General features: G+C 67.0%; 24 protein-coding genes. 10 read left to right on the top strand and 14 right to left on the bottom strand.

Translation table 11 applies throughout. The annotated features are described in order from the left end of the window. Positions 1 to 6: 6 nt before the first annotated feature. The 6 genes from M3M28_RS04945 to M3M28_RS04920 form a co-directional block, all read right to left on the bottom strand. Positions 7 to 2,106: an ABC transporter ATP-binding protein gene (locus M3M28_RS04945; protein WP_249387707.1), complete on the bottom strand. Its 2,100-nt coding sequence runs from the start codon at positions 2,104 to 2,106 to the stop codon at positions 7 to 9. A 2-nt stretch (positions 2,107 to 2,108) separates the two neighbouring features. After that, a complete protein-coding gene (locus tag M3M28_RS04940) occupies positions 2,109 to 3,104 on the bottom strand; it encodes an ABC transporter permease (protein WP_249387706.1) in 996 nt (331 codons plus the stop codon). 5 nt (positions 3,105 to 3,109) lie between these two features. Next, the gene (locus M3M28_RS04935) at positions 3,110 to 4,012 is read right to left on the bottom strand and encodes an ABC transporter permease (protein WP_249387705.1); all 903 of its coding nucleotides are present in this window, start codon (positions 4,010 to 4,012) and stop codon (positions 3,110 to 3,112) included. 247 nt (positions 4,013 to 4,259) lie between these two features. Continuing rightward, entirely contained in the window at positions 4,260 to 6,452 is a 2,193-nt protein-coding gene (malQ, locus tag M3M28_RS04930; protein WP_249387704.1) for a 4-alpha-glucanotransferase, read from the bottom strand. Positions 6,453 to 6,486: 34 nt separating this feature from the next. Then, positions 6,487 to 6,915 carry a Rieske (2Fe-2S) protein gene (locus M3M28_RS04925; RefSeq protein WP_249387703.1) on the bottom strand — a complete coding sequence of 143 codons (429 nt, stop codon included), beginning with the start codon at positions 6,913 to 6,915 and terminating at the stop codon, positions 6,487 to 6,489. Between the two features lie 13 nt (positions 6,916 to 6,928). After that, complete coding sequence (locus M3M28_RS04920) at positions 6,929 to 8,317, bottom strand: MFS transporter (RefSeq protein WP_249387702.1); 1,389 nt, start codon at positions 8,315 to 8,317, stop codon at positions 6,929 to 6,931. Between the two features lie 144 nt (positions 8,318 to 8,461). Between M3M28_RS04920 and M3M28_RS04915 the strand changes: the two genes are divergently transcribed. Further along, positions 8,462 to 9,952, top strand: a complete 1,491-nt coding sequence (locus M3M28_RS04915) for an MFS transporter (protein WP_249387701.1) — start codon at positions 8,462 to 8,464, stop codon at positions 9,950 to 9,952. 36 nt (positions 9,953 to 9,988) lie between these two features. On the opposite strand, the gene M3M28_RS04910 is transcribed toward M3M28_RS04915, so the two are convergent. Together M3M28_RS04910 and M3M28_RS04905 are read right to left on the bottom strand one after the other, a co-directional pair. After that, positions 9,989 to 10,489, bottom strand: a complete 501-nt coding sequence (locus M3M28_RS04910; protein ID WP_125106194.1) for a hypothetical protein — start codon at positions 10,487 to 10,489, stop codon at positions 9,989 to 9,991. A gap of 79 nt (positions 10,490 to 10,568) precedes the next feature. Beyond that, entirely contained in the window at positions 10,569 to 11,078 is a 510-nt protein-coding gene (locus M3M28_RS04905; RefSeq protein WP_249387700.1) for a hypothetical protein, read from the bottom strand. 43 nt (positions 11,079 to 11,121) lie between these two features. On the opposite strand from M3M28_RS04905, the gene M3M28_RS04900 reads away from it, so the two are divergent. Next, complete coding sequence (locus M3M28_RS04900) at positions 11,122 to 12,030, top strand: patatin-like phospholipase family protein (RefSeq protein WP_249387699.1); 909 nt, start codon at positions 11,122 to 11,124, stop codon at positions 12,028 to 12,030. 28 nt (positions 12,031 to 12,058) lie between these two features. On the opposite strand, the gene tpx is transcribed toward M3M28_RS04900, so the two are convergent. Next, positions 12,059 to 12,556, bottom strand: coding sequence for a thiol peroxidase (gene tpx / locus M3M28_RS04895; protein WP_249387698.1), 498 nt, complete (start codon positions 12,554 to 12,556; stop codon positions 12,059 to 12,061). 66 nt (positions 12,557 to 12,622) lie between these two features. Between tpx and M3M28_RS04890 the strand changes: the two genes are divergently transcribed. Together M3M28_RS04890 and M3M28_RS04885 are read left to right on the top strand one after the other, a co-directional pair. After that, positions 12,623 to 13,786, top strand: a complete 1,164-nt coding sequence (locus tag M3M28_RS04890) for a pyridoxal phosphate-dependent aminotransferase (protein WP_249387697.1) — start codon at positions 12,623 to 12,625, stop codon at positions 13,784 to 13,786. A gap of 39 nt (positions 13,787 to 13,825) precedes the next feature. Further along, entirely contained in the window at positions 13,826 to 14,776 is a 951-nt protein-coding gene (locus M3M28_RS04885; RefSeq protein WP_249387696.1) for a DUF808 domain-containing protein, read from the top strand. Here M3M28_RS04885 and M3M28_RS04880 read toward each other — a convergent pair. Next, positions 14,773 to 15,600 carry an alpha/beta fold hydrolase gene (locus M3M28_RS04880; protein ID WP_249387695.1) on the bottom strand — a complete coding sequence of 276 codons (828 nt, stop codon included), beginning with the start codon at positions 15,598 to 15,600 and terminating at the stop codon, positions 14,773 to 14,775. The two genes, M3M28_RS04885 and M3M28_RS04880, sit on opposite strands and share 4 nt — an antisense overlap. 120 nt (positions 15,601 to 15,720) lie before the next feature. On the opposite strand from M3M28_RS04880, the gene M3M28_RS04875 reads away from it, so the two are divergent. Beyond that, the gene (locus tag M3M28_RS04875) at positions 15,721 to 17,589 is read left to right on the top strand and encodes a potassium transporter Kup (protein WP_249387694.1); all 1,869 of its coding nucleotides are present in this window, start codon (positions 15,721 to 15,723) and stop codon (positions 17,587 to 17,589) included. A gap of 92 nt (positions 17,590 to 17,681) precedes the next feature. Beyond that, positions 17,682 to 18,167, top strand: a complete 486-nt coding sequence (locus M3M28_RS04870) for a GyrI-like domain-containing protein (protein WP_249387693.1) — start codon at positions 17,682 to 17,684, stop codon at positions 18,165 to 18,167. On the opposite strand, the gene M3M28_RS04865 is transcribed toward M3M28_RS04870, so the two are convergent. Both M3M28_RS04865 and M3M28_RS04860 read right to left on the bottom strand, forming a co-directional pair. Further along, positions 18,164 to 18,811 carry a TetR/AcrR family transcriptional regulator gene (locus tag M3M28_RS04865; RefSeq protein WP_249387692.1) on the bottom strand — a complete coding sequence of 216 codons (648 nt, stop codon included), beginning with the start codon at positions 18,809 to 18,811 and terminating at the stop codon, positions 18,164 to 18,166. The two genes, M3M28_RS04870 and M3M28_RS04865, sit on opposite strands and share 4 nt — an antisense overlap. A 43-nt stretch (positions 18,812 to 18,854) precedes the next feature. Beyond that, positions 18,855 to 19,184 (bottom strand): M20/M25/M40 family metallo-hydrolase, encoded by a 330-nt coding sequence (locus tag M3M28_RS04860; RefSeq protein WP_349305345.1) that lies wholly within the window; start codon positions 19,182 to 19,184, stop codon positions 18,855 to 18,857. 115 nt (positions 19,185 to 19,299) lie between these two features. Here M3M28_RS04860 and M3M28_RS04855 point away from each other — a divergent pair, with 115 nt between their 5' ends. After that, complete coding sequence (locus M3M28_RS04855; protein ID WP_249387691.1) at positions 19,300 to 20,844, top strand: MFS transporter; 1,545 nt, start codon at positions 19,300 to 19,302, stop codon at positions 20,842 to 20,844. After that, entirely contained in the window at positions 20,841 to 21,398 is a 558-nt protein-coding gene (locus M3M28_RS04850) for a TetR/AcrR family transcriptional regulator (RefSeq protein WP_249387690.1), read from the top strand. The genes M3M28_RS04855 and M3M28_RS04850 overlap by 4 nt, the downstream gene beginning before the upstream one ends. Before the next feature lie 14 nt (positions 21,399 to 21,412). Here M3M28_RS04850 and M3M28_RS04845 read toward each other — a convergent pair whose 3' ends face one another. Beyond that, complete coding sequence (locus M3M28_RS04845; protein ID WP_249387689.1) at positions 21,413 to 21,847, bottom strand: VOC family protein; 435 nt, start codon at positions 21,845 to 21,847, stop codon at positions 21,413 to 21,415. 70 nt (positions 21,848 to 21,917) lie between these two features. Here M3M28_RS04845 and M3M28_RS04840 point away from each other — a divergent pair, with 70 nt between their 5' ends. Beyond that, complete coding sequence (locus M3M28_RS04840; protein WP_249387688.1) at positions 21,918 to 22,670, top strand: helix-turn-helix transcriptional regulator; 753 nt, start codon at positions 21,918 to 21,920, stop codon at positions 22,668 to 22,670. A 111-nt stretch (positions 22,671 to 22,781) separates the two neighbouring features. Next, positions 22,782 to 23,579: a VOC family protein gene (locus M3M28_RS04835; protein WP_249387687.1), complete on the top strand. Its 798-nt coding sequence runs from the start codon at positions 22,782 to 22,784 to the stop codon at positions 23,577 to 23,579. Between the two features lie 331 nt (positions 23,580 to 23,910). On the opposite strand, the gene M3M28_RS04830 is transcribed toward M3M28_RS04835, so the two are convergent. After that, complete coding sequence (locus tag M3M28_RS04830) at positions 23,911 to 25,212, bottom strand: condensation domain-containing protein (RefSeq protein WP_249387686.1); 1,302 nt, start codon at positions 25,210 to 25,212, stop codon at positions 23,911 to 23,913. Between the last annotated feature and the right edge of the window lie 19 nt (positions 25,213 to 25,231).

Here is a 25,231-nt window from a genome sequence, read left to right as displayed (position 1 = left end):
GCCTCCTTATGAGAGCGCGGTCGGAATTTCTGTAGAGGTAGGTTCGTACTCTGCGGTCAACTCGGGGTAGTAGCACGCAACCGCATGGTCGCGCTCCCCTCGAGCCTCGAGCGGAGGCATACTGCTATCGCACTTCTCACGCTGCGCATCGCTAAGCAGGTGTTGGTACACATAGCAACGGCTGACGAACCGACAGCCGGTTGGAGTGTCAGCGGGCGACGGCAGGTCGCCGCTGAGCACGATTCGTTCCCGTTCCCGCTCGACCTTGGGGTCGGGGATGGGGATGGCTGAGAGCAGGGCGCGCGTGTACGGATGCGACAGGCGGCCGGAGAAGACATCGTCGGTGTTGCCGAGCTCGACGATCGTGCCGAGGTACATCACCGCGATGCGGTCGGAGATGTGTTGCACGACAGAGAGGTCGTGCGAAACGAAGAAGTAGCTCAGCCCGAGGCGGTTCTTGAGGTCGTCGAGCAGGTTGATGACACCGGCTTGGATGGACACATCGAGCGCCGAGACGGGTTCGTCGAGCACGATGAGTCGCGGGTCGCAGGCGAGCGCGCGGGCGATGCCGACACGCTGGCGCTGGCCTCCCGAGAACTCAGTCGGGTATCGCGCGGCTTGCTCGGGCAGCAACCCTACGGTCTTCAGCAGCCAGTCGACGCGCTCATCCATCTGCTCGCGCGTGAACTTGTGCACCTCCATGGGTTCGCGAAGGATGTCGCCGATCGGCATGCGGGGGTCGAGCGAGGCCATCGGGTCTTGGAACACCATCGCCATCTGCGCGCGCAGGTCGAGCTTCTCGCGTCGATTCAGTTCGCTGACATCGCGCCCGTCGATGCGGATGGTGCCCGACTGCGGCGATTGCAGCTTCATGATTTCCATGATGGTCGTGGTCTTGCCCGAGCCGGACTCCCCCACCAGTGCAAGGGTCTCGCCCTCACGGAGGTCGAGGGTGACACCGTCGACCGCGCGCACCTCACCGACCTTGCGTTTCACGAGCGCACCCTTGGTGAGTGGGTAGATTTTCTCGACCTGGTCGAGTTCAAGCACAATGTCGCGCTGCTCGCGCGGGGTGCGGATGTTCGACTCGGCCACCTCGGGGCGCGGGAAGATTTCGACGCCAGCTTCCAGGTCATTGCTGTGGTGGCAGGCGGCGAGGTTGCCCTCGACGTTCGTCGGTTCGAGCTCGGGTTCGACGGTGCGGCAGAGCTCGGTCGCTAGGGGGCAGCGCGCGGCAAACGGGCAACCTTGCGGCAGCCGAACGAGCGATGGCGGCGTGCCCTCGATCGGTGTGAGCGGCCCCTGATCGATCGCATCAATGCGTGGAACCGAGGCGAGCAAACCCTTCGTGTACGGCATGCGCGGGTCAGCATAGATCGAGTCAATGTCCCCGAATTCTACGGCCTTGCCCGCATACATCACCATGATGCGGTCGGCGAATCCGCTTACGACGCCAAGGTCGTGCGTGATGAGCACCGTCGCGGCGCCAGTGACTTCCTGCGCGGTTTCGAGCAGATCCATGACCTGTGCCTGAATCGTCACGTCGAGGGCGGTGGTCGGCTCGTCGGCGATGATCAGCTCGGGGTCGTTCGCGATCGCCATCGCGATCATCGCGCGCTGCCGCATCCCTCCCGAGAACTCGTGCGGGTACGACTTTGCCCGCAGTGCGGCGTTGGGGATGCCCACGGCGTCGAGGAGCTCGACGGCGCGCTTGTTCGCCTCGGTCTGAGAACTGCCGCGGTGAATCATGATCGTTTCGGCGATCTGATCGCCGATTCGGTACACGGGGGTCAGCGCCGAGAGCGGATCCTGGAAGACCATCGAAACTGTCTTGCCGCGCAGCTTCGACAGCTGCGCATCCGACTTCGTCAGGAGTTCCTCGCCCTTGAGCTTGATCGAGCCCGAGACTTTCGCCGACGACGGCAGCAAGCCCATCACCGCGAGCGACGACACGGACTTCCCGGATCCAGACTCACCGACAATCGCGAGTGATTCTCCCGGTTGCACGGCGTAGCTGAGGTTGCGCACGGCCTGCACCGTGCCCGCCTCGCTCGGGAACGAGACCGAAAGGTCAGCGACTTCAAGAATGGGGTCAGTTGTAGCCATAGTTAGTGTCCCCGTCCGCTCGTCGGGTCGAGTGCGTCGCGCAGGGCCTCGCCGACCATGTTGATCGAGACCACGAGCATGGCCAAGATGATCGCCGCGGGCACCCAGGTGTGCGGGAACGCAATGTTGTAGCCCTGCAGCACGGAGCCGAGGGAGAAGTTCGGGTAGAGGATGCCGAAACCGAGGAACGAGAGGCCGGTTTCAGCGAGGATGGCGCCACCGACACCAAGTGTGGTGTCGATAATCATCCACGACGAGATGTTGGGGATGATGTGCCGCATGATGATCTTTCGGTGCGGCACGCCCATGAACTTGGCCGCCTGCACGTACTCCATGTTCACGAGCCCCTGCGTGAGGGCGCGCAACACACGCGCCGTGAGCATCCACGAGAAGATCGCGAGCAGCGGCACCATGAAGATCCAGTGGGCGCCCTGCAAGATCGGGCTCAGCAGCAGCATCATCAGCAGCGACGGCACGACGAGCAGGAAATTGATGAGGTTGACGACGCCCCAGTCGAGCGCTCCGCCAAAGTAGCCCGCGAGGGTGCCGAAGAACGCCGCGAGCACGGTCACGACGATGGCGGTGCCGAAACCGACGACGAGCGAGATGCGCAGGCCCACCATGATCTGCGCAAACAGGTCTTGCCCCTGCGCATTCGTGCCGAACCAGTGGTATTGGCTCGGGCCCTTGAGCTGGTTCGCGTAGTCGTACTCGATCGGCGTGTACTGGTAGACCATCGGCATGATGATCGCCGCGAGCACCAGCAGTAGCAGCACCGAGCTGCCGATCCAGAAGGTGGGCATGCGGCGCATCCGGCGCCAGACGAGCGTTGCCCGGCCGACGGCGGTGCGACGGGTGAGGGGTTCGGAGATCGCACCGACAACGGTGTCGGACTCACCGAGATTGATGACGTCGGTCTCGGAGTCGGTTGCAGTGACGTTCGGCACTGATATGCCGGTCTGCGAGGGGCCGGCCGAGTTGCGCTTGTTATGGGCCATGGGTATCACCGAATCCTCGGGTCGAGCACGGCTTGGATGAAGTCGGCGAGCGTCGCGGCGATCAGCGTCAGAATGGCGCTGTAGAGCACGACTGCGGCGGTGCCGTTGATGTCGGCGATCTGCATCTGCACGAGGGCCCAGTTGCCAATGCCCTGCCAGTTGAACAGACGCTCGACGAAGAACGAGCCGGTGAACGCCCCGGCGAAGGCGTAGGCGAAGTACTGGCCCATCGGAATGAGCGCCATGCGGAAACCGTGCTTGCGCATGGCGTGCCCCTTCGTCAGTCCCTTTGCCCGCGCGGTACGCAGGTAGTCGGCACCGAGCACATCGAGGGTCGTGACCTTCATGTAGCGCGAGTAGCTCGCGATGCCCATAACGGCGAGGGCGATCGTAGGCAGCACGAGCGCCATGAGCTGGAAGGAAATATCGTCCCAGCTGCCCGGCACGGCGTTGGGGTCAACGGCGTTTACTGAGGGGAAGCCGAAGCCGGTCGCGCCGCGCATTGCCATGTTGGCGCCCTGCAGGATCAGGATGACGACGGGCGTGGGCAGCGCTAACACGATAAAGCTAATGAGCGACACGGTGCGGTCAGTGAGGGTTCCGCGCTTGACGGCCGACCACGCACCCAGCGCAACACCGGCGATGACACCGACGAGAGTGCCGAGCACGATGAGGCGCAGCGAAATACCGACGCGGCTGATGACCTCGGGCATGACAAGCAGCGCCTTCTTGTCGGTGCCCGTCGTGTACCCGAACTTCTCGTCCCATGGCTTCGTGATGATGTCGCCGAGCCACGTGAGGTAGCGCTGCCAGACCGACACATCAGGATTGATGTTTCGAATGTCGAAGTAGGCCTGCTGCACCTCAGGTGGGACCGGGCGACCGCCCGGCGTGTTCGGCGGGTACATCACTTCTTGTGGATGCAGGAGGGACGATGCCAGGAGGTATGCGATGGAGGTGGCGAGGAACGCCAAAATCGCATAGTTCAGGAATCTCCTGAGCATAAATTTCGTGAGCGCCATTGCGAAACAAACCGGTTGGGACTGATTTGGGGAGTCGCCGTCGTGCGGTGACCCCCGAACAGCTATCGAGAAAATTCACACCGAGTAGGCAGTGAATTCTCAACAAACGTTCGGCGCAGGATACGTTAGCCCATCACCGGGCGCGTTTCGCGGATTCAACAACACTCGTTGCGATATTGCTACGAAGAATCTGGTCCAGGAGCAACACATTTCCGTCGGCATCCGCCAAAGGCAGGGTCCAGTTCGGGTATTCGCGGAACGTGCCGGGCTGGTTAATCGGTCGGCGATCCCCCGCCATATCGGCGAGCGACACCCCAAACAGCCGGGCCTCGGATGCGGCCATCCGCTCGTGCAGGGCGAGCACGACCTCCTCAGTGGTCGCGTCGTTGCTGATGCGGCCCTCCTCCACGAGCTGCTGGCGGTAGGCGTCGACGAGTTCCTGTTCGGCGGCGCGCTCCTCCTCAATCGGCCGCGTGAGCAGGCCGAGCTGGTCGCGAATGTCGACGTGGCGCAGCTCGAGGAAGCCCGCTGTCGGCGGCAGGTCGTGGGTGGTCACGGTCGCGAGGCATTCGGTGCGGTAGTGCTCGGGGCGTTTCGGCGAGCCGTCCTCCTCGAACTCGAACCACATGATCTGCGTGCCGTAGACGTGACGCTCCGCCATCACCTGGCGCGTGAGCTCGCTCACGACGCCGAGGTCCTCGCCGATGACGAGTGCGCCCGCGCGCTCCGCCTCGAGCAGCAGCGCGCCGATCATCGCCTCGTGGTTGTAGGTGACGTAGGTGCCCTCGCTCGCGTCGCGCCCCTCGGGCACCCACCAGAGGCGGAACAGGCCAAGGATGTGGTCGATGCGCAGCGCGCCGGCGCCGGCAAACGCCGCGCGGAGCACGTCACGCAACGGCTCGTAGCCGAGCCGTTCGAGGGCATCCGGACGAAGCGGCGGCTGCGACCAGTTCTGGCCGAGCTGATTGTACTGGTCGGGCGGCGCGCCGACCGACACACCACGCGCGAGCGAGTCGACGAGCGACCAGGCATCCGCGCCAGACGGATGCACGCCAACCGCCAGGTCGTGCATGACGCCGATGCGCATGCCGGCATCACGCAGTCGCTGCTGCGCCGCCGCGCCCTGGTCGCGCAGCACGAACTGCACCCAGCAATAGAACTCGACGCGCTCGGCGTGCTCCTGCCGGAAGACATCGACCGCCTCGTTGTTCGGCGAGCGGTACTCCTCGGGCCAGTCGCGCCAGTTGCCGCCGAGCTGTTCGCAGAGCGCCGCCCAGGTCGCGAAGTCGATGAGCCCCTGGCCCTCGAGCTCGCAGAACGCGCCAAACGCGTGCCAGCGGCCGTCGTCACCGTGACGCGCGGCGTCGAAGCAGAGGGCGAGTGCCTCTCGCTTCGCCAGCCAGGTGCCATCGCGGTCGATGACGTCGCGCGTGTGGTTCTGGCGGCAGAATGTCGCGAGCTCGGCGAGGCGCTGGCCGACCTCCTGACTCACCGGCTCGGACGCAACGAGGTCATCGATGCTGATGAGGCTCGGGTCGAGAAACCGCCGCGTCGTCGGCAGGTACGGCGACGGCTCGAGCGGTGTGACCGGTGAGGGCGCGTGGAACGGATTGACGAGCACGAAGTCGGCCTCGTGCTCGGCGCCCCATTCGCCAAGGGTGCGCAGGTCGCCGAGGTCGCCGAGGCCCCACGAGCGCGAGCTGCGCGCCTGGTAGAGCTGGGCCATGAGGCCCCATACCGGCTCGGGCACATCGAAGCTGCTCGCGTCGGGTGCGCTGATGAGCGTGCCGCGCGCCTCGACGATCGGCTCGCTCGCGCCGCGCTGGCGGCGTTCGGTGACGTCGAGCGCGACGCGCGCCTCGGGCGAAATCTCGGCCCCGTCGAGCGTCGCGACGATCGCGTGCCAACCGGCGGGGATGCTCGCGGGCACGGCAAACTTGGCCTCGCCAACCGCGAGGCCATTGACGTCGTGCGCATCGACGAAGTGCTCGAGCTGCTCGAGCTCGACGCGCCCGCCCTCTTCAAGTTCGACGGAGAGCTGCACGCTCGCCCCAGCGGGCACGTGCACGAGCACCTCGGTCGACGAGCCGACGCGCGTGACGACGGTCGGCGGCACGACCTGCCGCCAGCGGCGGTTACCCAAGTCGTCGAGCGCGGCGCGCGCGAGCTCGTCGGTCGAGGCGTCAACGTCGAGCGCCCCGAGCACCGAGATCAGCGTGTCGTCCGACACCTCTCGATGTTCACCGAGCCAGTCGGTGAACTCGGTCGCAATGCCGAAGTGGCCGGCAAGTTCTTGGAGTACGTCGTGGGAAACCGCAGCAGTCACAAGCCTGAGTGTATGTCGCTGCGGTGACGTTCGCTTAGCTGATGCTGAGTTGCTCGCCGTCCTGCGTCACCGTGAGTTCGGGCAGCGGCTCGAGCGCGGGCCCCGCCACCGGCTCGCCCGTGGCGAGGTCGAAGTAGCTGTTGTGGCAGCCGCAGTGTGCGCGATCGCCCTGCACGTCCGACAGCACACAGCCCTTGTGGGTGCACACCGCCGAGAACGCGTGGAACTCGCCCTCGACCGGCTGCGTCACGAGCGCCTGGTGCTGCGCGAGCACGATGCCGCCGCCGACCGGCACCTCGGCCGCCGGCACCGTGAACGGGGCGGCGGTCTCGCCGGCCTCGCGGCTCGACTCGCCGCACGCGCTGAGCAACGCGGCGAGCGCCATGCCCCCGCCCGCAACCGCGGTCGTGCGCACGAGCGCGCGACGGCTCATCAACCCGGCTGGAGCAGCGTCTGTCGTCATGCCCTCAGCGTAGTCACGCGAGCGAGCGACCGCGCTGCTCGGGCAGCACGAGGGCCGCGCCCGCAGCAATCGCGAACGCAATCGCGAACACCGTGAACACGGGCACGATGCTGCCGCCGCCGACCGCGACGAGGCCCGGCACGAGCAGCGGCGCGATGATCGAGGCGATGCGGCCGAAGCCGGCCGCGGCGCCCGCCCCGGTGCCACGGATGTTCGTCGGATAGAGCTCCGGGCCAATGGCGTAGAGCGCGCCCCAGGCGCCGAGGTTGAAGAACGAAAGCAGGCAGCCCGCAGCGATGATCCAGCCCTCGCCGAGTCCGCCGGAGAGCCCGTAGAACGCCGCGGCCACGGCCGAGCCGGCGAGGAACACGGCGAGCGTGCTGCGTCGGCCCCAGACCTCGATGAGCCAGGCGGCCACCGCGTACCCCGGCAGCTGCGCGAGCGTGATGATCAGCGTGAACTGGAACGACTTCACGAGGGTGAAGCCGTCGGCGACAAGCAGGCTCGGAATCCAGGTGAAGGCACCGTAGTAGCTGAGGTTGATGCAGAACCAGATCACCCAGAGTGCGATCGTGCGATTGCGCAGGCCGGGCGACCAAATGTGCGGCCGCTCCCCTGCCTCGGGCCCGTCCACCGCATCCGCCGGTGCCTGCGCCTGCGCGTCGCTCTCGCGGATGCGCTGCAGCGTCTGCTGCGTCTCGGCCGAGGCCTCGAACTCGCGCACGATGCGCTCGGCCTCGCCGACCCGTCCCTTGCCCTCGAGGAAGCGCACCGACTCCGGCAGGCCCATCCGCACGACGATCGCGTAAGCGGCCGGCACCATGCCGAGGGCGAGGGCCCAGCGCCAGCCGTTCTCGCCGCTCGCGACCACGAAGGTGCCGATGAGCGCCGCGAGGATCCACCCGACGGCCCAGAAGGCCTCGAGCCAGACGACGAGCCGGCCGCGAATGCGCTTGGGAGCGAACTCCGACACGAGCGTCGAGGCCACGGGCAGCTCGGCGCCGAGTCCGAGGCCAACGAAGAAGCGCAGCACCATGAGCAGGGCGGCGCCGCTCGCCAGGGCGGAGGCGCCGGTGGCCAGACCATAGATAATCAGCGTGATGGCGAACACCTGGCGGCGGCCGATACGGTCAGCGATGAGCCCGCCGAGCGTCGCCCCGACGGCCATGCCGATGAAGCCGATCGAGGCGATCCAACTCGCCTCACCCGTCGTCACGATCTGCTGCTCGATCAGCGCCGCGATCACGAACGAGATGAGCCCAACGTCCATCGCGTCGAGCGCCCAGCCGACGCCGCTGCCGAAGAGCAGTCGGCCGTGCTTGGCGGTGAACGGGAGGCGATCGAGTCGCTCCGAGCGGGAAGGGGCCATGCGTGCCGCGTCGTTGACGGCAGATCCTGTCATTCGATCAGCATATTCCCAACCGTGACGTGCGGTGACTTCTATTACTTCGGGCGACTGCGGCCCCGCAGATCCGAACGCACCCAGCGACCGCGTGATGGAATAGCTCGGTGCGCGTCCGGACGCGCACCGAAAGGACCGGCGCAGATGGCAGCAACGAATTCGGGATTCAGCGCCGAGCAGCGACGGATGCTGCCGACGATCCTCGTACCCGCATTCATGTCGCTGCTCAGCGTTTCGATCGTCAATGTGACGCTGCCTGCCATCGGCGATTCGCTCGACGCGAGCACCTCAGGGCTGCAGTGGGTGATCTCGGGCTACGCGCTCGTGTTTGGTGTGCTGTTGGTCGCCTCGGGGCGCGCCGGGGATGTGTGGGGTCGCGGGCGCCTGTTCGTGCTCGGCCTCGCGGTATTCGGCCTCGGCGCCCTGTGCTCGGGACTCGCGCCAAACATCCTCGTGCTCAACCTCGCGCGCGTCATCATGGGCATCGGCTCGGGCCTGCTCAACCCACAGGTCACGGGCATCATTCAACAGTTCTTCCAGGGCGAGCTCCGCGGCCGGGCGTTCGGTGCCTTCGGCGGCATCGTCGGTGTCTCGGTCGCAATCGGCCCGATTCTCGGCGGCGGGCTCATCGCACTGTTCGGCGAGGAGATCGGCTGGCGGGCCTCATTCCTCGTCAACGTGCCCATCGCGATCGGCGGCATCTTCGCCGCCCGGGCCTATCTGCCCGCCTCGACGTGGCACCCGCTCGCCATCGACGACCCGAGCGCGACAACGCACGAGATCCCTGTCATTACCCAAGCGAATGCCGCGCAGGCGCAGCGGGCGCGCTCGGACTTCGACCCCGTCGGCATGCTGCTACTGGCCGCGGGCACGCTCTTCGTCATGCTGCCCTTCATGGAAGCGGCGCTCGGTTGGTGGGTTTGGAGTTCGCTGCTCATCGGCGTCGCGCTGGTTGTGCTCTGGGTGCGCTGGGAGCTGCGCTACCGCGCCCGCGGCCGCACGCCGATGGTCGACATGGACTTGTTTCGCACGCGATCGTTCTCGAACGGCGCGCTGCTCATCGGCCTCTACTTTGTCGGCAACACGAGCATTTGGCTGCTCGTCGCCCAGTACATGCAGCGCGGCCTCGGGCACGACGCCCTGACGGCGGGCATGATGGGCCTGCCCGCCGCACTCACCGGCGCGATCACCGCGCCGATCGCCGGTCGCTATGTCGTGCGCATCGGCCGAGTCATGGTGCTGTGGGGTCTGCTGCTCGTCGTGCTCGGCCTCGGCCTGAGCATCGCCGTGGTACTGCTGCACGGCACCGCCGGGGTCAGCGAATGGTGGCTGCTCGGCACCCTGGCCCTCACGGGCATTGGCCAGGGCCTCATCGTCTCGCCGAACCAGACCCTGTCACTCGCCGATGTGCCGCTGCGCTATGCGGGCAGCGCAGGTGGCGTGCTCCAGACGGGGCAGCGCATCGGCACGGCCATCGGCATCGCCGTAATCACGAGCGTTGCGTTCAGTGTTGCCACGACGAGCGGCTGGGATAACGCGCTCGCGATCGGCTTTGCCGCCATTATTGCGGTCGCCGGGCTTGCGATCACGGTCGCGGTCATGGATTTGCGAGGCACCCGCCGCGCCGCGAGGTGACCGCCACCTCGCTAGCCGAGCTGGCGAGTTGCTTGGTTATTCGGCGCCGAGCGCCGCGACACACTTCGAGGCGGCCTTGCCGCCGAGCATGCCGACATGCACCGCAAGCACCGAACCGTCACCGAACACGATGACAATGCGGCCAGGCTCGAGGAAGCGCGAGCGCTTGAACACCTTGCTGAGGCTGTCGCGCTCGCTCTGCCACTCGAGTTCGGGCTCGTCGAGGTTGTTCACGTCAACGGCCATGAGGCGCTGGTCGGTGATGAGCAGCTGGCTCGTCGGCGGCTCAAGGGCCTTGCGCAGCTGCGAGGCCTGGCTGCCGCGCCAGCCGTAGTACGACCCGCCATCGAGCAGCTCGAGGACTCGGCGTTCCCAAGTCTCTTCGTCGTCGTTGTTCTGCAGGGCGGCAGAGCGGTCGGTCGCGACGTCCTCGCCCGCACGCTCATCGGCGTCATCAAACCGGAAGTCAGTGAGTTCAGATTCACTGTCGACGCACCGGGCCATCTGCATGACCAGCGGGTGCTCTCCGTTACGCATGAGCTCAGCGACATGCGGCGCAAAAGTAGGGCTTGAAGTGGACACGATGGTCAATCGTGGCATTTTTTCGCGCCGGGCGCTACATCCGCGCCGTTGCAATCAGATCAAGACGTTCGCGCACGTAACTTTCCAACAGCGTTGCCTGCTGCAGCGAGCATCCCGGCGCCCAGCGAACCACGACGGCGCCGTCCCGCACGCTCGCCGGTCGGCTCGACGCATCCAGGGTGTCGAGCGGCGTAGGGTCGTAGTGCACGACGGTGCCCTCGGCAAAGCCGCCGCGAATGGCCGCGTGCCGCAGCTCGTCGCGCTCGCGCGCCGACTCCGAGGTGTAGCCGAGGATGGGCGGGGGCTCGTGCGCGCGCAGGCTCGGCCCGGCGCCAAGGAACTCGGCCGGCTCACTCGCGCGCAGCAGCAGCACGCCGAGGCGCCAGACTTCGCCGACCGGCTCGATGCGTGCGGGCCGGGTACCGAGCAGTCGACGCCGCGGCGCGACGAACTCCCCCAGCGACTCGGGGGCGATGCCGCGCTCACGCAGCTGGGTCGCGGTGGCGATGGCCACGGCGCGCAGCTGGTCTTGCGCTTCGCCCATGCGGTTCCCCTCTCGTGTGCCCCGAACGTGCCAAGATTTACACATGTCCGACGCCAGCCGCCAATCTTCTCCGCTCAAGTCGAATGTGCACGACACCGCGCTCGTGATCGAGGGAGGAGGGATGCGCGCGAGCTACACCTCGGCGGTGATCTCGATGTTCATCCGCGAGGGCATCTGGTTCGACTGGGTCGGTGGCATCTCGGCGGGCTCGAGCTGCGTCGCGAACTACCTCTCACGCGACGAGTGGCGCACCCGGCAGTCGTTCGTCGACTTCGCCGCCGACCCGAACTTCGGCAACATGCGCACATGGCTCCAGGGCAAGGGACTCTTCTCGTCGGAGTACATCTACGAGCAGACCGCGGCACCGGGCAAGGCCCTCCCTTACGACTACGCGACGTATCTTGCGAACCCCGCTGATTTCGCCGTCGGCGCGTTCGAGATGCGCTCGGGCCGCACCCAGTACTGGTCACGCAGCGACATCACCGAGCTGCACGACTTGCTCGTGCGCGTGCGGGCGTCGTCGTCGCTGCCCCTGCTCATGCCGCCCGTAGAAATCGACGGCGAGGTCTTCGTCGACGGCGCGCTCGGGCCCACCGGTGGCTTCGCCATCGACGCGGCAAAGGCCGCCGGCTATGAAAAGTTCCTGGTGGTCATGACCCGCCCGCGCGACTACGTGAAGCCCCCGGCAAAGGTGACGAGCTTCTACCGCAGCACGTTCCGCAAATACCCGGCCATGGTGAACGGCATTCTGCAACGCCCGCGTCGCTACAACCACACACGAGCCGAACTCTTCGATCTCGAAGCCGAGGGCCGCGCTTATCTCTTCACACCCGACAACCTCGGCGTCTCGAATAGCGAGACGAACGTGCGCAAGCTGCGCCAGCAGTACGCACTCGGCGAGGCTCAGGCCAGCCGCGAGCTCGATGCGATGCGCGCGTTCGTGGGCCTGTAGCCTCGCCGGGTCGTAGGAGAGAGACGCGCTACTGGAGCGCGGCGATCGCCTCGTCGTAGTTCGGCTCCTGCTTGATCTCGGGCACGAGCCGCGTGTAGGCGATCTTGCCCTCTTCATCGACGATGACGACCGAGCGGGCGAGCAGGCCGGCGAGCGGGCCATCCTGCTGCACGACGCCGTAGTCCTCGCCGAAACTCGAGCGGAACGCGCTCGTCGCGACCACGTTCTCAATGCCCTCAGCGCCGCAGAAGCGGCCGAGTGCGAACGGCAGGTCACGCGAGGCAGTCACGACGACGGTGTTGTCGAGGCCTGCGGCGAGTTCGTTGAACTTGCGCACCGAGGCGGCGCAGATGCCGGTGTCAACCGACGGGAAAATGTTGAGCACGACGCGCTTGCCGGCGAAGTCCGACAGCTTGACGTCGCTGAGATCGGTGCCGGTGAGCGTAAAGTCGGGCGCGGCCGCGCCGACCTCGGGCAGCTCGCCGGACGTGGTGACGGGGGAACCCTCGAATGCAGTAGTAGCCATGTCGTCAGTCTCGCACCCGCGTTTGGCCTGCGGCTGAGTGCGGGTTGGGGTCGATACACTTTCTCGATGCCCGCTCTCATCTCCCGCATGCGCCGATTCGGCACGACGATCTTTGCCGAAATGTCGGCGCTCGCCCGCGAGCACGACGCGATCAACCTGGGCCAGGGCTTCCCCGACACCGACGGGCCGAGCGAGGTGCTCGCTGCCGCGGTCGCGGGCATCGAGTCGGGCGACAATCAGTACCCGCCGGGGCGCGGGGTGCCCGAGCTGCTCGACGCGATCGCGGCACACCAAGAGCACTACTACGGCCTGCGCTACGACCCCGCCACCGAGATTCTCGTGACGGTCGGCGCGACCGAGGCACTGAGCGCCAGCCTGCTCGCGCTCTGCGAACCTGGCGATGAGGTCATCGCGTTCGAGCCGTTCTATGACGTCTACGACGCCGCGATCACGCTGGCCGGTGCGACGCTCGTGCCGGTGCGCCTCGAGGCGCCCGCATTCACCTTCGATCCGGCCGCCCTCGAGGCGGCCGTGACCGAGCGCACAAAGGTCATCCTGCTCAACACCCCGCACAACCCGACGGGGCACGTCTTCGCCCCGGAAGAACTCCGGCAGATCGCCGACGTCGCCGTGCGCCATGACCTCGTCGTCATCACCGACGAGGTGTACGAGCACCTCACGTTCGATGGTCGCGAGCACGCGCCGATCGCGACGCTGCCCGGCATGCGCGAGCGCAGCATCCTCATCTCGTCGGGCGGCAAGACCTTCGCCACCACGGGGTGGAAGGTTGGTTGGGTGTGTGCCTCGCCCGAGCTGGTTACGGCAGTCACGACCGTGAAGCAGTTCCTCACGTTCGTCGGCCCGGCACCGATGCAGCGCGGCATCGGGGCGGGCCTGCGGCTGCCGGATGCGCGTATCGCCGAGATTCGCGATGGCCTGCAGCGTCAGCGCGACGTGCTCGTCGAGGCGCTCGAGGGCACCGGGATGCACGTGCACGTACCCGAGGGCGGCTACTTCATCGTCGCCGACGTCGCGCCCCTCGGCGTGACCTCGGCCATCGACTTCTGCCGCGAACTGCCCGAGCGCGTCGGCGTGACCGCGGTGCCACTGTCGGTGTTCTACCGCGACACGACCGGCGTCGAGACGCTCGTGCGGTTCGCCTTCAGCAAGCGCATCGAGGTGCTCGAGAAGGCGGCTGGGAGGCTGGCGGCACTCGGCACGTCGAGCTAGCGCGCTAGTGTAAGCGCACCCCTCTACCGAAGGATCCAGATGGCTACCGGTCTCGTTGCCCTCCTTGATGACATCGCGGCACTCGCCCGCGCAGCCGCCGCAAGCGTCGACGACGTCGCGGGCATGGCCGCCAAGGCGTCCGGAAAGGCGGCCGGCGTCGTGATCGACGACGCGGCGGTGACACCGCAGTACGTTGCTGGGTTGAGCCCGGCCCGCGAGCTGCCGATCATCTGGAAGATCGCACGCAACTCGCTGCTCAACAAGCTCTTGATCATCCTGCCCGTCGCGCTGCTGCTCGCCGAGTTTCTGCCGATGCTGTTGCCGCCGCTGCTCATGCTTGGCGGTGCCTACCTCTGTTTCGAGGGCGCCGAGAAGCTCATCGAGAAGTTCTGGGGCGGCCACGGAGCCGATGGCGAGAGCGCGGCGGCCAACCGCGACGAGAAGGCAATCGTGTCGGCCGCGACGCGCACCGACATCATCCTCAGCGCCGAGATCATGGTGATCTCGATGAACGAGGTGCTCGACCAAGCGTTCTTCGCGCGCCTCGCGATCATGGTGGTCGTTGCGATCATGATGACCGCCGTCGTGTACGGCGCCGTGGGGATTCTCGTGAAGCTCGACGACGTGGGGCTCGCGATGAGCAAGTCGAGCCGCGCACCGCGCGCAAAGTTCGGGCACGGGCTGATGAACGTGATGCCGCACGTCTTCGACGTCATCGCCTGGGTCGGCACCATCGCGATGCTCTGGGTCGGCGGCCACCTGTGGCTCGTCAATCTCGCCGAGCTCGGCCTGACCGCCCCCTACGACTTCGTGCACCACCTCGAGGGCTTCGGCGCGGCCGTGCCCGGCGTCGGCGCGGTGCTCGGTTGGCTCATTAACACGGCCTGCTCGTTCGTGCTCGGCGTCGTGCTCGGCAGCGCGATCGTCGGCATCCTGCACCTGCTGCCGTTCGGCAAGTCAGCAAAGCATGAGGCGGCCGAGGGCCACTAACCCGCGCTCGGCTGCTCCGGGCCCGGCTGGTCGAGGAAGTACCGCAGGGTCGCGAGGAATCGCTCCGGCTGCTCCGAGTGCACCCAGTGCCCCGAGTCGCGAATCGTCGCCTTGCGCACGCGCGGGAAGAGCGCCCGCATCGGCGCGTCGTCTTCGGCGCGAATGTAATTCGAGTTCTCCCCCGCAATCCACACGACCGGGCCGGTGTAGGGCGGCGCCGCGAATTGCGGCCAGCCGAGGATCTCGTCGAGAGCATCTGTGAGCATCGCGAGGTTCGGCTGCCAGGCATAGCTGCCACCGCCCGCCGGGCGCAGGTTCTGGAGCAGGAACTGACGGATCGTCGTGTCGGGAATCCGCTCGAGCAGCTGCGCTTCGGCATCACTGCGCCGCGTCACCCTCGACAAATCGACGGCCGCCATGCTCGTAAGCAGGTGCTCGAAGCCGCCGGGTGAGCTGCCGGATGCGCCGGGGGCGATATCGACGACCGCGAGCCGCTCGATCAGCTCGGGATGCCGCAGCGCGAGCACCATCGCGGCCTTGCCTCCCATCGAGTGGCCGACGAGCGCGACCGGCTCGAGTCGCCCATCCGCGTTCGCAAATTCGCCCCGCACGACCTCCGCGAGCGCGTCGGCCATGTCGACGTAGCTGAAGGTCTCGGTCCAGGCGGATTCGCCGTGGTTCGGCATGTCGACGAGCATGCTCGTGAACTCGTCGCCGAGGCTGCGCGCGATCGCGCCGAAGTTGCGGCCGCGCCCCATGAGGCCGTGGAAGAACACGATCTTTCGCGTGCCCGAACCGACCAGTTGATACGCGATGTCACCCATGATCCCCGAGCCTAGTGCCGACGCGCTGGCCAATCTTCACCGGGTACTTGCGCGGGCACCAATAAAGGAGGAATATCGTCGCTCGTGAAAACCGCTGGCGGCGCCCTTCGCCCCACCAAATTGTCTGCGCTCGCACTCGCCGCTCTCGGCGTCGTGTTCGGCGACATCGGCACGAGTCCCCTCTACTCGTTGCAGACGATCTTCGCGCTGCACAACGGCGCGGTGCAGCCGACCGAGCGCGACATCCTCGGCATCATCTCGCTCATCACGTGGTGCCTCATCATCATCGTGTCGGTCGCCTACGCGGGGTTCATTCTGCGAGCCGACAACGACGGTGAGGGTGGCATCCTCTCGCTCGCGGCACTCATTCACCGCAAGCTCGGCACCGGCACGTCGCGCGCGAAGGCCGCACTGATTCTCTCGGTCGTGGGTGCCTCGCTCTTCTTTGGCGACTCGTTCATCACGCCGGCCATCTCGGTGCTCAGCGCCGTGGAAGGGCTCGAGACGGTGAACCCGCAGCTCGGCACCTGGGTCGTGCCGCTCGGGCTCGTGATTCTCACCGTGCTGTTCGCTGTGCAGCGCTGGGGCACCGCGGTGATCGGGCGGGCGTTTGGGCCGGTCATGATCGTCTGGTTCGTCGTGCTCGCACTGCTCGGCGCGGCGCACATTCGCGAGGACCTCAGCATCCTGCGCGCGGTCTCCCCCACCTACGCGATCGAATTTGTGTTCGCGAACCCGCTCATCGGCTTCTTCGCGCTCGGCGCCGTGGTGCTCGCCGTCACCGGCGTCGAGGCGCTCTATGCCGACCTCGGCCACTTCGGGCGAACGCCGATCGTGCTCGCCTGGTTCGCGCTCGTCATGCCGTCGCTGCTGCTCAACTACTTCGGCCAAGGTGCGATGCTCCTCGCCGATCCCTCGACCGCGTCGAACCCGTTCTTCCACCTCGCACCGGCGTGGGGGCGCATCCCGCTCGTCGTGCTCGCGACCCTCGCGACGGTGATCGCTTCGCAGGCCGTCATTTCGGGGGCGTTCTCGGTTGCGCGCCAGGCGGTGCGGCGATCGCTGCTGCCGCGCCTGCGCGTCAAGCACACCTCGCGGAACAACATGGGGCAGATCTACCTGCCGCTCGTGAATTGGGTGCTGTTCGTCGGCGTCGTGCTCTTGGTGGTTTCGTTCCAGAGTTCGACCGAGCTCGCGGCCGCGTACGGCCTTTCGGTAACCGGCACGATGCTGCTCGAGCTCTCGCTGTTCCTGCTGCTGGCGCACGCGGTGTGGCAGTGGCCGACGTGGCGCGTGGTGGCCCTCGGCGCGATCATCGGCGGTCTTGAGCTGCTCTTGTTCGCCGCGAACGGGATCAAGATCGCCTCGGGCGGCTGGGTGCCCCTCGCGATCGCCGCAGTGTTCATCACGGTCATGCTCACTTGGCGCCGGGGCGCCGAGGTGCTGTTCGGCAATCGGGCGAAGCTCGAGGGCCCGCTGCCGGAGTTTGTGAGCGGGCTGCGGCGGGATGCGGTCGAGCGGGTTCCCGGGGTCGCGGTCTATCCGCACGGGAATCCCGAGACCGTCCCGCTCGCCCTGCGCGGGAACGTCAAGTTCAATCGTGTGGTGCACGAGCACGTCGTGATCATCACGATAGTGCACGTCGGGGTGCCCTACGTCGCCCGGCCCGACCGCATCGTCACCACGCCGCTCGGTGACCCCGACGACGGCATCGTGCAGGTGCTCTATCGCATCGGATTCAACGACTACCAGGACGTGCCCCGGGCCCTCCGCCAGGCCATCGACCACTCGCCCGAACTCCACTTCGAACCCGATGAGGCGATGTACGTGCTGTCGGTGTTTCGCATTGAACCCGGGCGGTCTCGGGTCATGGCCAAGTGGCGCAAGCAGCTCTTCCGGCTGCTCGAGCGGGGCTCGGCCAACCGCACGCACGTGCTGCACCTTCCGCCCGAACGCACGATCATCGTCGGTGCCGAGGTCGAGTTCTAGCGAGCCGGTCGAGTTTTTCCCAAGGTCGCTGCGTACTCTCGCGGGCACCAAGCGTTCGGGCGCCCGGCCCGACGCCGAGGCGAAGGAAGCTCATGTCACATCTCGACTCGCAAGACGTCATCGACTTTCCTGGCACGCCCACCGCGGTGGTGCGAGTGACCGACTACCCCGTGGCCGAAATGCCACAGTTCATGGACCCGGCGTTCACCGCCCTCGGGCAAGCGATCTCGGCCGGCGTGTTCGTGCCGGTGGGCCCCGCCTTTTCTCGGCACGAGTACGTGCCCACCGAGACCGCGTCGTTCGAGGTGGGCTTTCCAGTCACTGCTGCGCTGCATGACGCGGTGACGTTCGGCGACTACGAGGTGGTTCCGTCCGAGCTCCCTGCCGGCCGCATCGCCATCGCGAAGCACCATGGCGGCTACGACAAGCTCGGCGACTCATGGGGCGCGTTCATGCAGTGGGTCGAGCAGCAGGGGCTGACGGCCGGCCTGCCGTTCTGGGAGGCGTACGACACCGAGCCCACCCCCGAGATGGATCCGGACGAGCTCATCACGGGGCTCGCGGTGCCCGTCTCCTAGTTCGCCGCCGGCCGCATCCCGGCCGGGTCGTTTCCGCAGCTGCAATAGAGTTCGAGCCCGTTGAGCAGAATCCTCAGTTCGGTCTCGAAGTCCTCGTCGGCGGGAATTGCGTTCGCCTCGGCCTCGAGCGGATACCCTCCGCCGAGTTCGAGGCGCATTTGCTCGCGCCGCTCGTTCTCGAGATGGCGCTGTCGACCGAGCGAGGCCCGGCCGGAGAGCCAGATGAGGATGATGTTGCGCGTGTACCGCGGCGGCACGCCCGCGGTCTGTGCGTACGACAGAAGCATTTCGGCGAACTCGAACGACTCCTGGCCGAGCCGCGACTGATGTTGGAATAGGTCGAGCAACTCCCCCGAGTGCGTCTTTGCGATGCCTTCAAGCAGGTCGCGCAGACCACAGCGCCCGCAGTCGGTGCGCGGCGTCACATCGGGCAGCACGAGGCCGAGTTGGCGCTCTTTCGCCTCATGCCACACCGCCCCCATCGACTGGAAATAGGTGTAGATCGCGTTCGGCGCCACCCCGAGTTCACGCGCGACCATGCGCAACGACACCGCGCTGATGCTGCCTTCGCGCTTGAGCACGCGCATCGCTGCGTCGAGGATCACCTGCTGATCGATATCGCCACGGGGGCCGCGTCTTGCCATAGTGCATCAACTGTACTCATGAGGGTGCATGCATACGTCGTACCTAGCCGAGGTACGCGAATGCTGCCGTCACTGCTGCTTCGGTACCGGTGCGCAGCGTCGGTTGCGGCACCGCATCCGTCAAGCCCGCCTCGACCATCGACCTCGCGCCGGCACCGATCTCCTCGGCGGGTTGGAAGAGGGCGATGTAGGTGCCGCTCCACTGCCCCGTCGACGCGGCGAGCAGGCGCGCGGCTCCGAGGCCGCAGGCCACGTGCACGTCGTGCCCGCACGCATGCATCACGCCCTCGTTCACCGATGCGTAGTCGAGCCCCGTGGCTTCGGTGGGCGCAATCCCCGCTAGCTGAACAATGACCTCGCCGAGCGAGCTCATGCGCATTCTTGCATCGTGTGCGGCAACGGCCTCACGCTACGCCTCGAACACGCACGCCATGCCAACCGACCACACACCCTTCCTTACCGACCATTTGCACTGTAGAATTGACTGCATGTTCGAATTGTCAGCTCCAAAACCCCGCGCCGGCGCCCGCGAATGGGCGTCACTCGCGGTGCTCGTGCTCGCCGTGACGCTGCTCGCGATCGACGGCACCGTGCTCTCGCTGGCCGTTCCGTCGCTCAGCGAATCACTGCATCCCACCGCGACCCAGCTGCTCTGGATCGGCGACATCTACTCGTTCGCCCTCGCGGGCTTGCTCATCACCATGGGCAACGTCGCCGACCGCATCGGACGCAAGAAACTCCTGCTGCTCGGCGCGCTTGGCTTCGGCGTCGCGTCGGCGGTTGCGGCGTTCGCGCCGACCGCCGAGGTGCTCATTGCCGCCCGCGCGGTGCTCGGCCTCAGCGGCGCGACCCTCATGCCGTCGACCCTGTCGATCATTCGGCACATGTTCCGCGTGCCGAAGCAGCGCACCCGCGCGATCGCCATCTGGTCGGCCGGTGCGGCCGGCGGCGCTGCCCTTGGCCCCCTCGTCGGCGGCTTCCTGCTCGAGCACTTCTGGTGGGGCTCGGTGTTCCTCATCAACATCCCCGTCATGATCGTGCTCGTCATCGCCGGCGCCTGGCTGCTGCCCGAGTCGAAGAACCTGACCGCGAACTCGATCGACGTGCTCTCATCAGTGCTCTCGATCACGATGCTCGTGCCCATCATCTACGCGATCAAGGGGCTCTTCAGCGGCGACTTTGGCGTGATCGCCATTGCGATGCTCGTCGTTGGGCTCGCGAGCGGCTGGTGGTTCATCCACCGGCAGCGGCACCTCGCAACGCCGCTATTCGACCTCGAGCTCTTCAAGGTGCCCGCGTTCCGCGGCGCGGTCGTCGCGAATGGCCTGTCGATCTTCGCGCTCAGCGGGCTGCTGTTCTTCTTCTCGCAATACCTCCAGCTCGTGCGCGGCCTGGAGCCGCTGCAGGCGGGGCTCGTCGAGCTCCCGGCGATGGTTGCCTCGATGATCGTCGTCGTGTTCGTCGGCATGTTCGTGGCTCGCATCGGCATGGGTGGCAGCATCGGCATCGGCCTGCTCGGCGCCGGCCTCGGCCTCGCGGGTATCGCCGTCGCCGAGGGACTCGAGGGCTACGTCGTGCTCATCGCAGCGCTCGTCATCGCCGGATTCGGCATCGGGCTCGCCGCGACCGTCTCAACGGATGCGGTGGTCGGCTCGGTCCCCCGCGCTCGCGCCGGCGCCGCCTCGGCGATCTCCGAGACCGCCTACGAGCTCGGCGTTGCCCTCGGTATCGCGATCCTCGGCTCGATCATGACCATCGGCTACCGCCAGCGGCTGCCCGACCTCAGCGAATTGCCGGGCGACACGCAGCACGCGGTCACCGAGTCGCTCGCGGGCGGACTCGAGGCGCTCAGCGACACGAACGCCGGCCTCGTTGAGCAGCTGCAACATGCGTTCACTGGCGGCATGCAGTTCACGGCACTGGTCGCGGCGGGTATTCTCGTGGTCGCCGGCATCAGTGCCTGGCGCACGATCCCTCGCAAGTTCGAGGTCGACGAGCAGACCGGCACGATTGAAGTGGTGACGCAGCGGTGACGAGTGACACAACGCGCAATTCCGAGCGCACGCGACGCGAGATCCTGACCGCGGCGCGCGACGAGCTCAAGGTGCGGGGCATGGCCATGTCGCTGCAACACGTCGCGACCACCGCTGGCATTTCGAAGAGCGGTCTGCTGCACCACTTCGCGAGCAAAAACGAGCTGCTACTCGCGGTGCTCGAGGACTACCTCGTTAATATCCGCCAGGGAGTGCGCGACTACGTCGACCTCTCCGAGAACCGCCCGGGCAAGACGCTCCGCGCCTACGTGCGCGCACTGTGCGAGCCTGAGTCAGCCCTGCGGGTCGAGTTCGCGAACTTTGCTGACATCAGCATGCACCTCGGCGACGTCGACGGTGTCGAGGCGCTCGAAGAAGAAGACAACCTCTACTGGCGCGAGTTCCTCGCCAACGACGGGCTTGACCCCGACCGCATCCTGCTCGTGCGCTACGCCGCGGAGGGACTCGCGAGCGCGAGCTGCTACGACGCATCCGTGGTGACCGACGACCTGCCCCGGGCGCTGCCGCTGTTGCTGCGCATGACCGAGGCGTAGCCTCCCAAACCGCGCTACGACGCGAGCTGCTGCGCGAGCATCACGATGATGCCGCTCGGTCCGCGCACGTAGGTGAGCAGGAAGATGTCACGGTAGTTGGCGACGCCGCGCAGTGGCATGCAGCCGTGCCGGGCCGCGATCTCGAGCGCCGCCTCGAGGTCGTCGACCTGCAGCGCGACGCGGTGCATGCCGATCTCGTTCGGCAGTATCGGTTCGCGGGCGATCGCATCGGGGTGGAGGTACTCGAAGAGCTCAATCTTGTTGTGTCTGTCGAGGGTGCGCAGCATCGCGATCTTCGCGTGGTTGCCGTCGAGCCCCACGGCGGTGTCGGTCCACTCGCCTTCGACCTCGTCGCGGCCGATTTCCTGGAGCCCAAGGTCAGTGAAAAACGCGACCGCCGCGTCGAGATCGGCCACGGCGATGCCAACATTGTCGAGTCTGATGCTCATGCCCTCACGGTAGCCACCGTGCGGCGCCCGGTCACCAGGTGTTCCCACAAGCATGCCCTACACTCGCGGCGTGACCACCGACGCAGCTGCCGCACACCTGGCCGCGGTGGATGCAGCCGTCGAGTTCGCGATTGAGCGGCGTGGCTTGCTCACTGCCCGCGACCTTGCCGACCATGCCGGTTACAGCCCGTTTCACTTTTCACGGCTCTTTCTCGCCCGCACCGGAATTGGCCCCGGGCAATACCTCTCTGCCCTGCGCATCGACGCGGCGAAGCGGCTCCTGCTCGCCGATCGCGACCCCGTGATTGACATCGCGGCGGCGGTCGGATTTGACTCGCTGTCGAGCTTCAGCCGCCGGTTCAAGGAGTCGGTTGGCGTCGCGCCCGCGCGGCTGCGCCGGCTCGCCGACGAGGTCGCCGACCGCCCACCGCAGCCGTTCGCGCTCGTGCCGGATGCTCCGGCCTCGGCCCGCGTTCGGCTCGACTTGCCGCCCGAGTTCAGCCCGCGCGGCGACGCCGGCGTCTGGATCGGCTGGTATCCGCAGCCCGCGCCGATCGGCCTGCCTAAGGCAGGGATGCTCGCTGCCGGAGTCCCGGAGGTCACGCTGCCCCTGGCGCCGAGCGCTCCGTACCTGCTCGGGTTCGCGGTCGAGGCCCACAGCGAGGCGCCCGAGCAACTCGTGCCCGCGCGGCCGATGGTCGCGGTGCATCCGAGCCCGATCACCGGGCCGTGCGAGGTGACGCTGCGATTCGCGGCCGCAATGCCGGGGCAAGTGCCGCTGCTGTCGGCGCTTCCGGCGCTGTGCCGGCACGTTCGGGCGTAACTGCCCGATTCCGCAAGACCGCACATTCGGACAAACCTCGCCCGCGGCCCATTCATACAGTAGGAAACAGAGCGCGGCACTGACGCCGCGTCGCACCCAACAGGAGGAATCATGTCTCGTCCACTCGGCACCTCGACCTGGCTCGACCTCAACTCGACCGATTTGGCCGCCGCCAAGGAGTTCTACACCGGCCTGTTCGGCTGGCGGTTCGACGACGCCGGTGAGGGCTTCGGCCACTACAACATGGTCTACAACGGCGACGCACTCGTCGGCGGCGCCATGGACGTCTCGGGCATGACCTGTCCGGCCGGCGACCCGCTGCCCTCGTCGTGGAGCGTCTACCTCGCGGTTGACGATGTGGATGCCCGGGTCGCGACGGCGCTCGAGCACGGCGCCACCGTCGTGGTCGAGCCCTGTGATGCCGGTGACTCCGGCCGCTTCGCCGTGGTCCTCGATCCGACTGGGGCCGCGATCGGGCTTTGGAGCGCCGGGACGATCGACGGCTACGAGTTCACCGGCAAACCGGGATCCCCCGTGTGGTTCGAAGACATGAGCCTCGAGTTCGATCGCTCGAGTGAGTTCTTCACGAAGGTGTTCGGCGCCAACCTCGTGCCGATGAGCGAGCCAATGGAGGGTGACAGCTTCCCCTACGCGACGAACGGCACGCCCGACAGCGCAACCTGGGGTCTCTGCGACGCTGCCGGCTTCATGCCCGCCGAGGCCGCGGGCTGGCGCATCTACTTTGGCGTCGAGGCGAGCGACGCGGCGATCGCCCGCGTGCAGGAACTCGGCGGCACGGTGCTTGACGGGCCGACCGATTCTCCCTTCGGGCGCATCGCCACGATCGCCGACCCTACCGGCGCGACCTTCCAGATCTCGGCCATGAGCGAGGCGGTCCCCGAGGCCTAGCCCGACTTGCGGTCTGGGCCGCTCCGGGGCATTGGTTGTCGGGGCGACCCAGCGATGCCAAGCCGGTCGGGTGCATCCGACCGGTCATGTCGTTACCGCGCGAACGGGCCGAAGTAGACAAGTGCTGTGTTCACTGCGGCGACGACGCCGAAGGCGATGTCCCACCGGAACCGAGCTGCCATCCCCAAATCCCGAGGCTGACGAACGCGACCACCTCGACGAGAAACGCCACGACGTCGTTTGCGTTGACGTCGCCGATGTCGCTCCCTCGCTCAAATGTGGTGCTGCGTCGGGTGATCCTACGTTGGCGCGGTAACGCGCTCCCAGCTTGCTAGGCCGAGACGGCCACCGTGGCCGCGCTACGCATCCGCGCGACGAGGTCGTCAAGCCAGGCACCGACGTTCTTTCGGGCCTCGGGTGTGTCCGGGAATCGGCATCGCAGGTGAATGCCGGCGTGGTCGGTGATGAACCAGATCATCACGCCGTCGGTGCGAATGCCGGCGCCGATGTATTGCGCGTCGAGTGCTTGCGGATCGAGTGACACCGGCAGGCGTCGCATGTCGAGCCACGACACCGCGAACATGCCGGGCACCTCGGGCATCCCACCCCAGGGCGCCATGATCTCTTCAAGCGGATGCGAGCCGAGGCGCAGCGACTCCTTGATCGCGGCCGAGCAGGCAGCTGGGTCGGCATCGTCTGACTCGAGGATCGAGTTCGTGATGAACCAGCCGACCGAGTCATGCCAGCGATCCTCGTATCTGCTGTGCACCGGGAACAGCGTGCGCAGCGGAACACCGGCGAGCGCCCGCGTCGTGCTCGTCATCGCCGAGATGGTCAGTGCGAGCGCCGAGCCACCGCGTTGCCGGGCCGCGTCCGAAAACGCGGCGAGTCCGCCGTGGTCGAGAACGTCGCGTACCACCACGCGTTCGGGCTGCGGCGTCGGCTCGCCGAGCGGCAACGGGAAGGCAGGCATGCCGCCGTTGCCGGCGGCGATGAGTTCGCGCCAGCGCTCATGAATTTCGGCGGGTGCGGCCGGGCGGTCGCGAAGTGCTTGCGTGTGGTCGGCGAAGGCCGGAGCGTCCTTGCGCGTCGGTCGCTGGCCGGCACGCACGTCGGCGAGCGCGTCGAATAGGTCGCGGACGATGACGAGCATCGACCACATGTCAACGTGCGTGTGGTCAGACGCGATGACGAACGTTGGTCCGTCGGCCGTCTCAATCACGCAGAGGCGGTGCGACGGCCCCGACAGCGGGCGGCAGTGCGCATCCAGCACATCTTGGAGGGCCCCGTTCATCGTCTGTCCTGGCGCGACCTCGTGTTCGACCCAGTTGCCGGGACCAAAGGACACCTCGTGCAGCGTCGGAGTGCCGGCACCGTCATTGACGAACGCGGTTTGCAGCGTGCCGTGTGTCGCGACCACCGCTTGCCACGCTTCGGCGAGGTCATCGCGATCGACCTGCGCGGTCAGCCGAAACGTAATGCCCATCCAAGAGCCGGAGCGGTCGCCGAGCCCGGCATGCCGCGCCTGGTCAAAGGATGCGGGGAGGGCGCGCCCCAGCGCCGCCACCGGGAGTTCGTAGCTGTGCAACGGTCCGAATGGCAGGTTGAGGTAGGACACGTGCGTGAGACGCATGGCGCTACTATATGCGCAA

This window comes from Gulosibacter sediminis (assembly GCF_023370115.1).
Taxonomy (GTDB): domain Bacteria; phylum Actinomycetota; class Actinomycetes; order Actinomycetales; family Microbacteriaceae; genus Gulosibacter; species Gulosibacter sediminis_A.
The sequence above is the reverse complement of the archived record's forward strand: the minus strand, read 5'-3'. Positions and strand labels throughout refer to the sequence as shown.

Excerpts from the sequence above, each read along its gene's own strand:
- M3M28_RS04905 (WP_249387700.1), bottom strand. The coding sequence starts at position 11,078 with ATGGGCGAAGCGCAAGACCAGCTGCGCGCCGTGGCCATCGCCACCGCG.
- M3M28_RS04870 (WP_249387693.1), top strand. The coding sequence starts at position 17,682 with ATGTCACATCTCGACTCGCAAGACGTCATCGACTTTCCTGGCACGCCC.
- M3M28_RS04865 (WP_249387692.1), bottom strand. The coding sequence starts at position 18,811 with ATGGCAAGACGCGGCCCCCGTGGCGATATCGATCAGCAGGTGATCCTC.
- tpx (WP_249387698.1), bottom strand. The coding sequence starts at position 12,556 with ATGGCTACTACTGCATTCGAGGGTTCCCCCGTCACCACGTCCGGCGAG.
- M3M28_RS04910 (WP_125106194.1), bottom strand. The coding sequence starts at position 10,489 with ATGCGTAACGGAGAGCACCCGCTGGTCATGCAGATGGCCCGGTGCGTC.
- M3M28_RS04845 (WP_249387689.1), bottom strand. The coding sequence starts at position 21,847 with ATGAGCATCAGACTCGACAATGTTGGCATCGCCGTGGCCGATCTCGAC.
- M3M28_RS04885 (WP_249387696.1), top strand. The coding sequence starts at position 13,826 with ATGGCTACCGGTCTCGTTGCCCTCCTTGATGACATCGCGGCACTCGCC.
- M3M28_RS04925 (WP_249387703.1), bottom strand. The coding sequence starts at position 6,915 with ATGACGACAGACGCTGCTCCAGCCGGGTTGATGAGCCGTCGCGCGCTC.
- M3M28_RS04900 (WP_249387699.1), top strand. The coding sequence starts at position 11,122 with ATGTCCGACGCCAGCCGCCAATCTTCTCCGCTCAAGTCGAATGTGCAC.
- M3M28_RS04835 (WP_249387687.1), top strand. The coding sequence starts at position 22,782 with ATGTCTCGTCCACTCGGCACCTCGACCTGGCTCGACCTCAACTCGACC.
- M3M28_RS04915 (WP_249387701.1), top strand. The coding sequence starts at position 8,462 with ATGGCAGCAACGAATTCGGGATTCAGCGCCGAGCAGCGACGGATGCTG.
- M3M28_RS04855 (WP_249387691.1), top strand. The coding sequence starts at position 19,300 with ATGTTCGAATTGTCAGCTCCAAAACCCCGCGCCGGCGCCCGCGAATGG.
- M3M28_RS04890 (WP_249387697.1), top strand. The coding sequence starts at position 12,623 with ATGCCCGCTCTCATCTCCCGCATGCGCCGATTCGGCACGACGATCTTT.
- M3M28_RS04940 (WP_249387706.1), bottom strand. The coding sequence starts at position 3,104 with ATGGCCCATAACAAGCGCAACTCGGCCGGCCCCTCGCAGACCGGCATA.
- M3M28_RS04880 (WP_249387695.1), bottom strand. The coding sequence starts at position 15,600 with ATGGGTGACATCGCGTATCAACTGGTCGGTTCGGGCACGCGAAAGATC.
- M3M28_RS04830 (WP_249387686.1), bottom strand. The coding sequence starts at position 25,212 with ATGCGTCTCACGCACGTGTCCTACCTCAACCTGCCATTCGGACCGTTG.
- M3M28_RS04860 (WP_349305345.1), bottom strand. The coding sequence starts at position 19,184 with ATGAGCTCGCTCGGCGAGGTCATTGTTCAGCTAGCGGGGATTGCGCCC.
- M3M28_RS04920 (WP_249387702.1), bottom strand. The coding sequence starts at position 8,317 with ATGACAGGATCTGCCGTCAACGACGCGGCACGCATGGCCCCTTCCCGC.
- M3M28_RS04935 (WP_249387705.1), bottom strand. The coding sequence starts at position 4,012 with ATGTACCCGCCGAACACGCCGGGCGGTCGCCCGGTCCCACCTGAGGTG.
- M3M28_RS04945 (WP_249387707.1), bottom strand. The coding sequence starts at position 2,106 with ATGGCTACAACTGACCCCATTCTTGAAGTCGCTGACCTTTCGGTCTCG.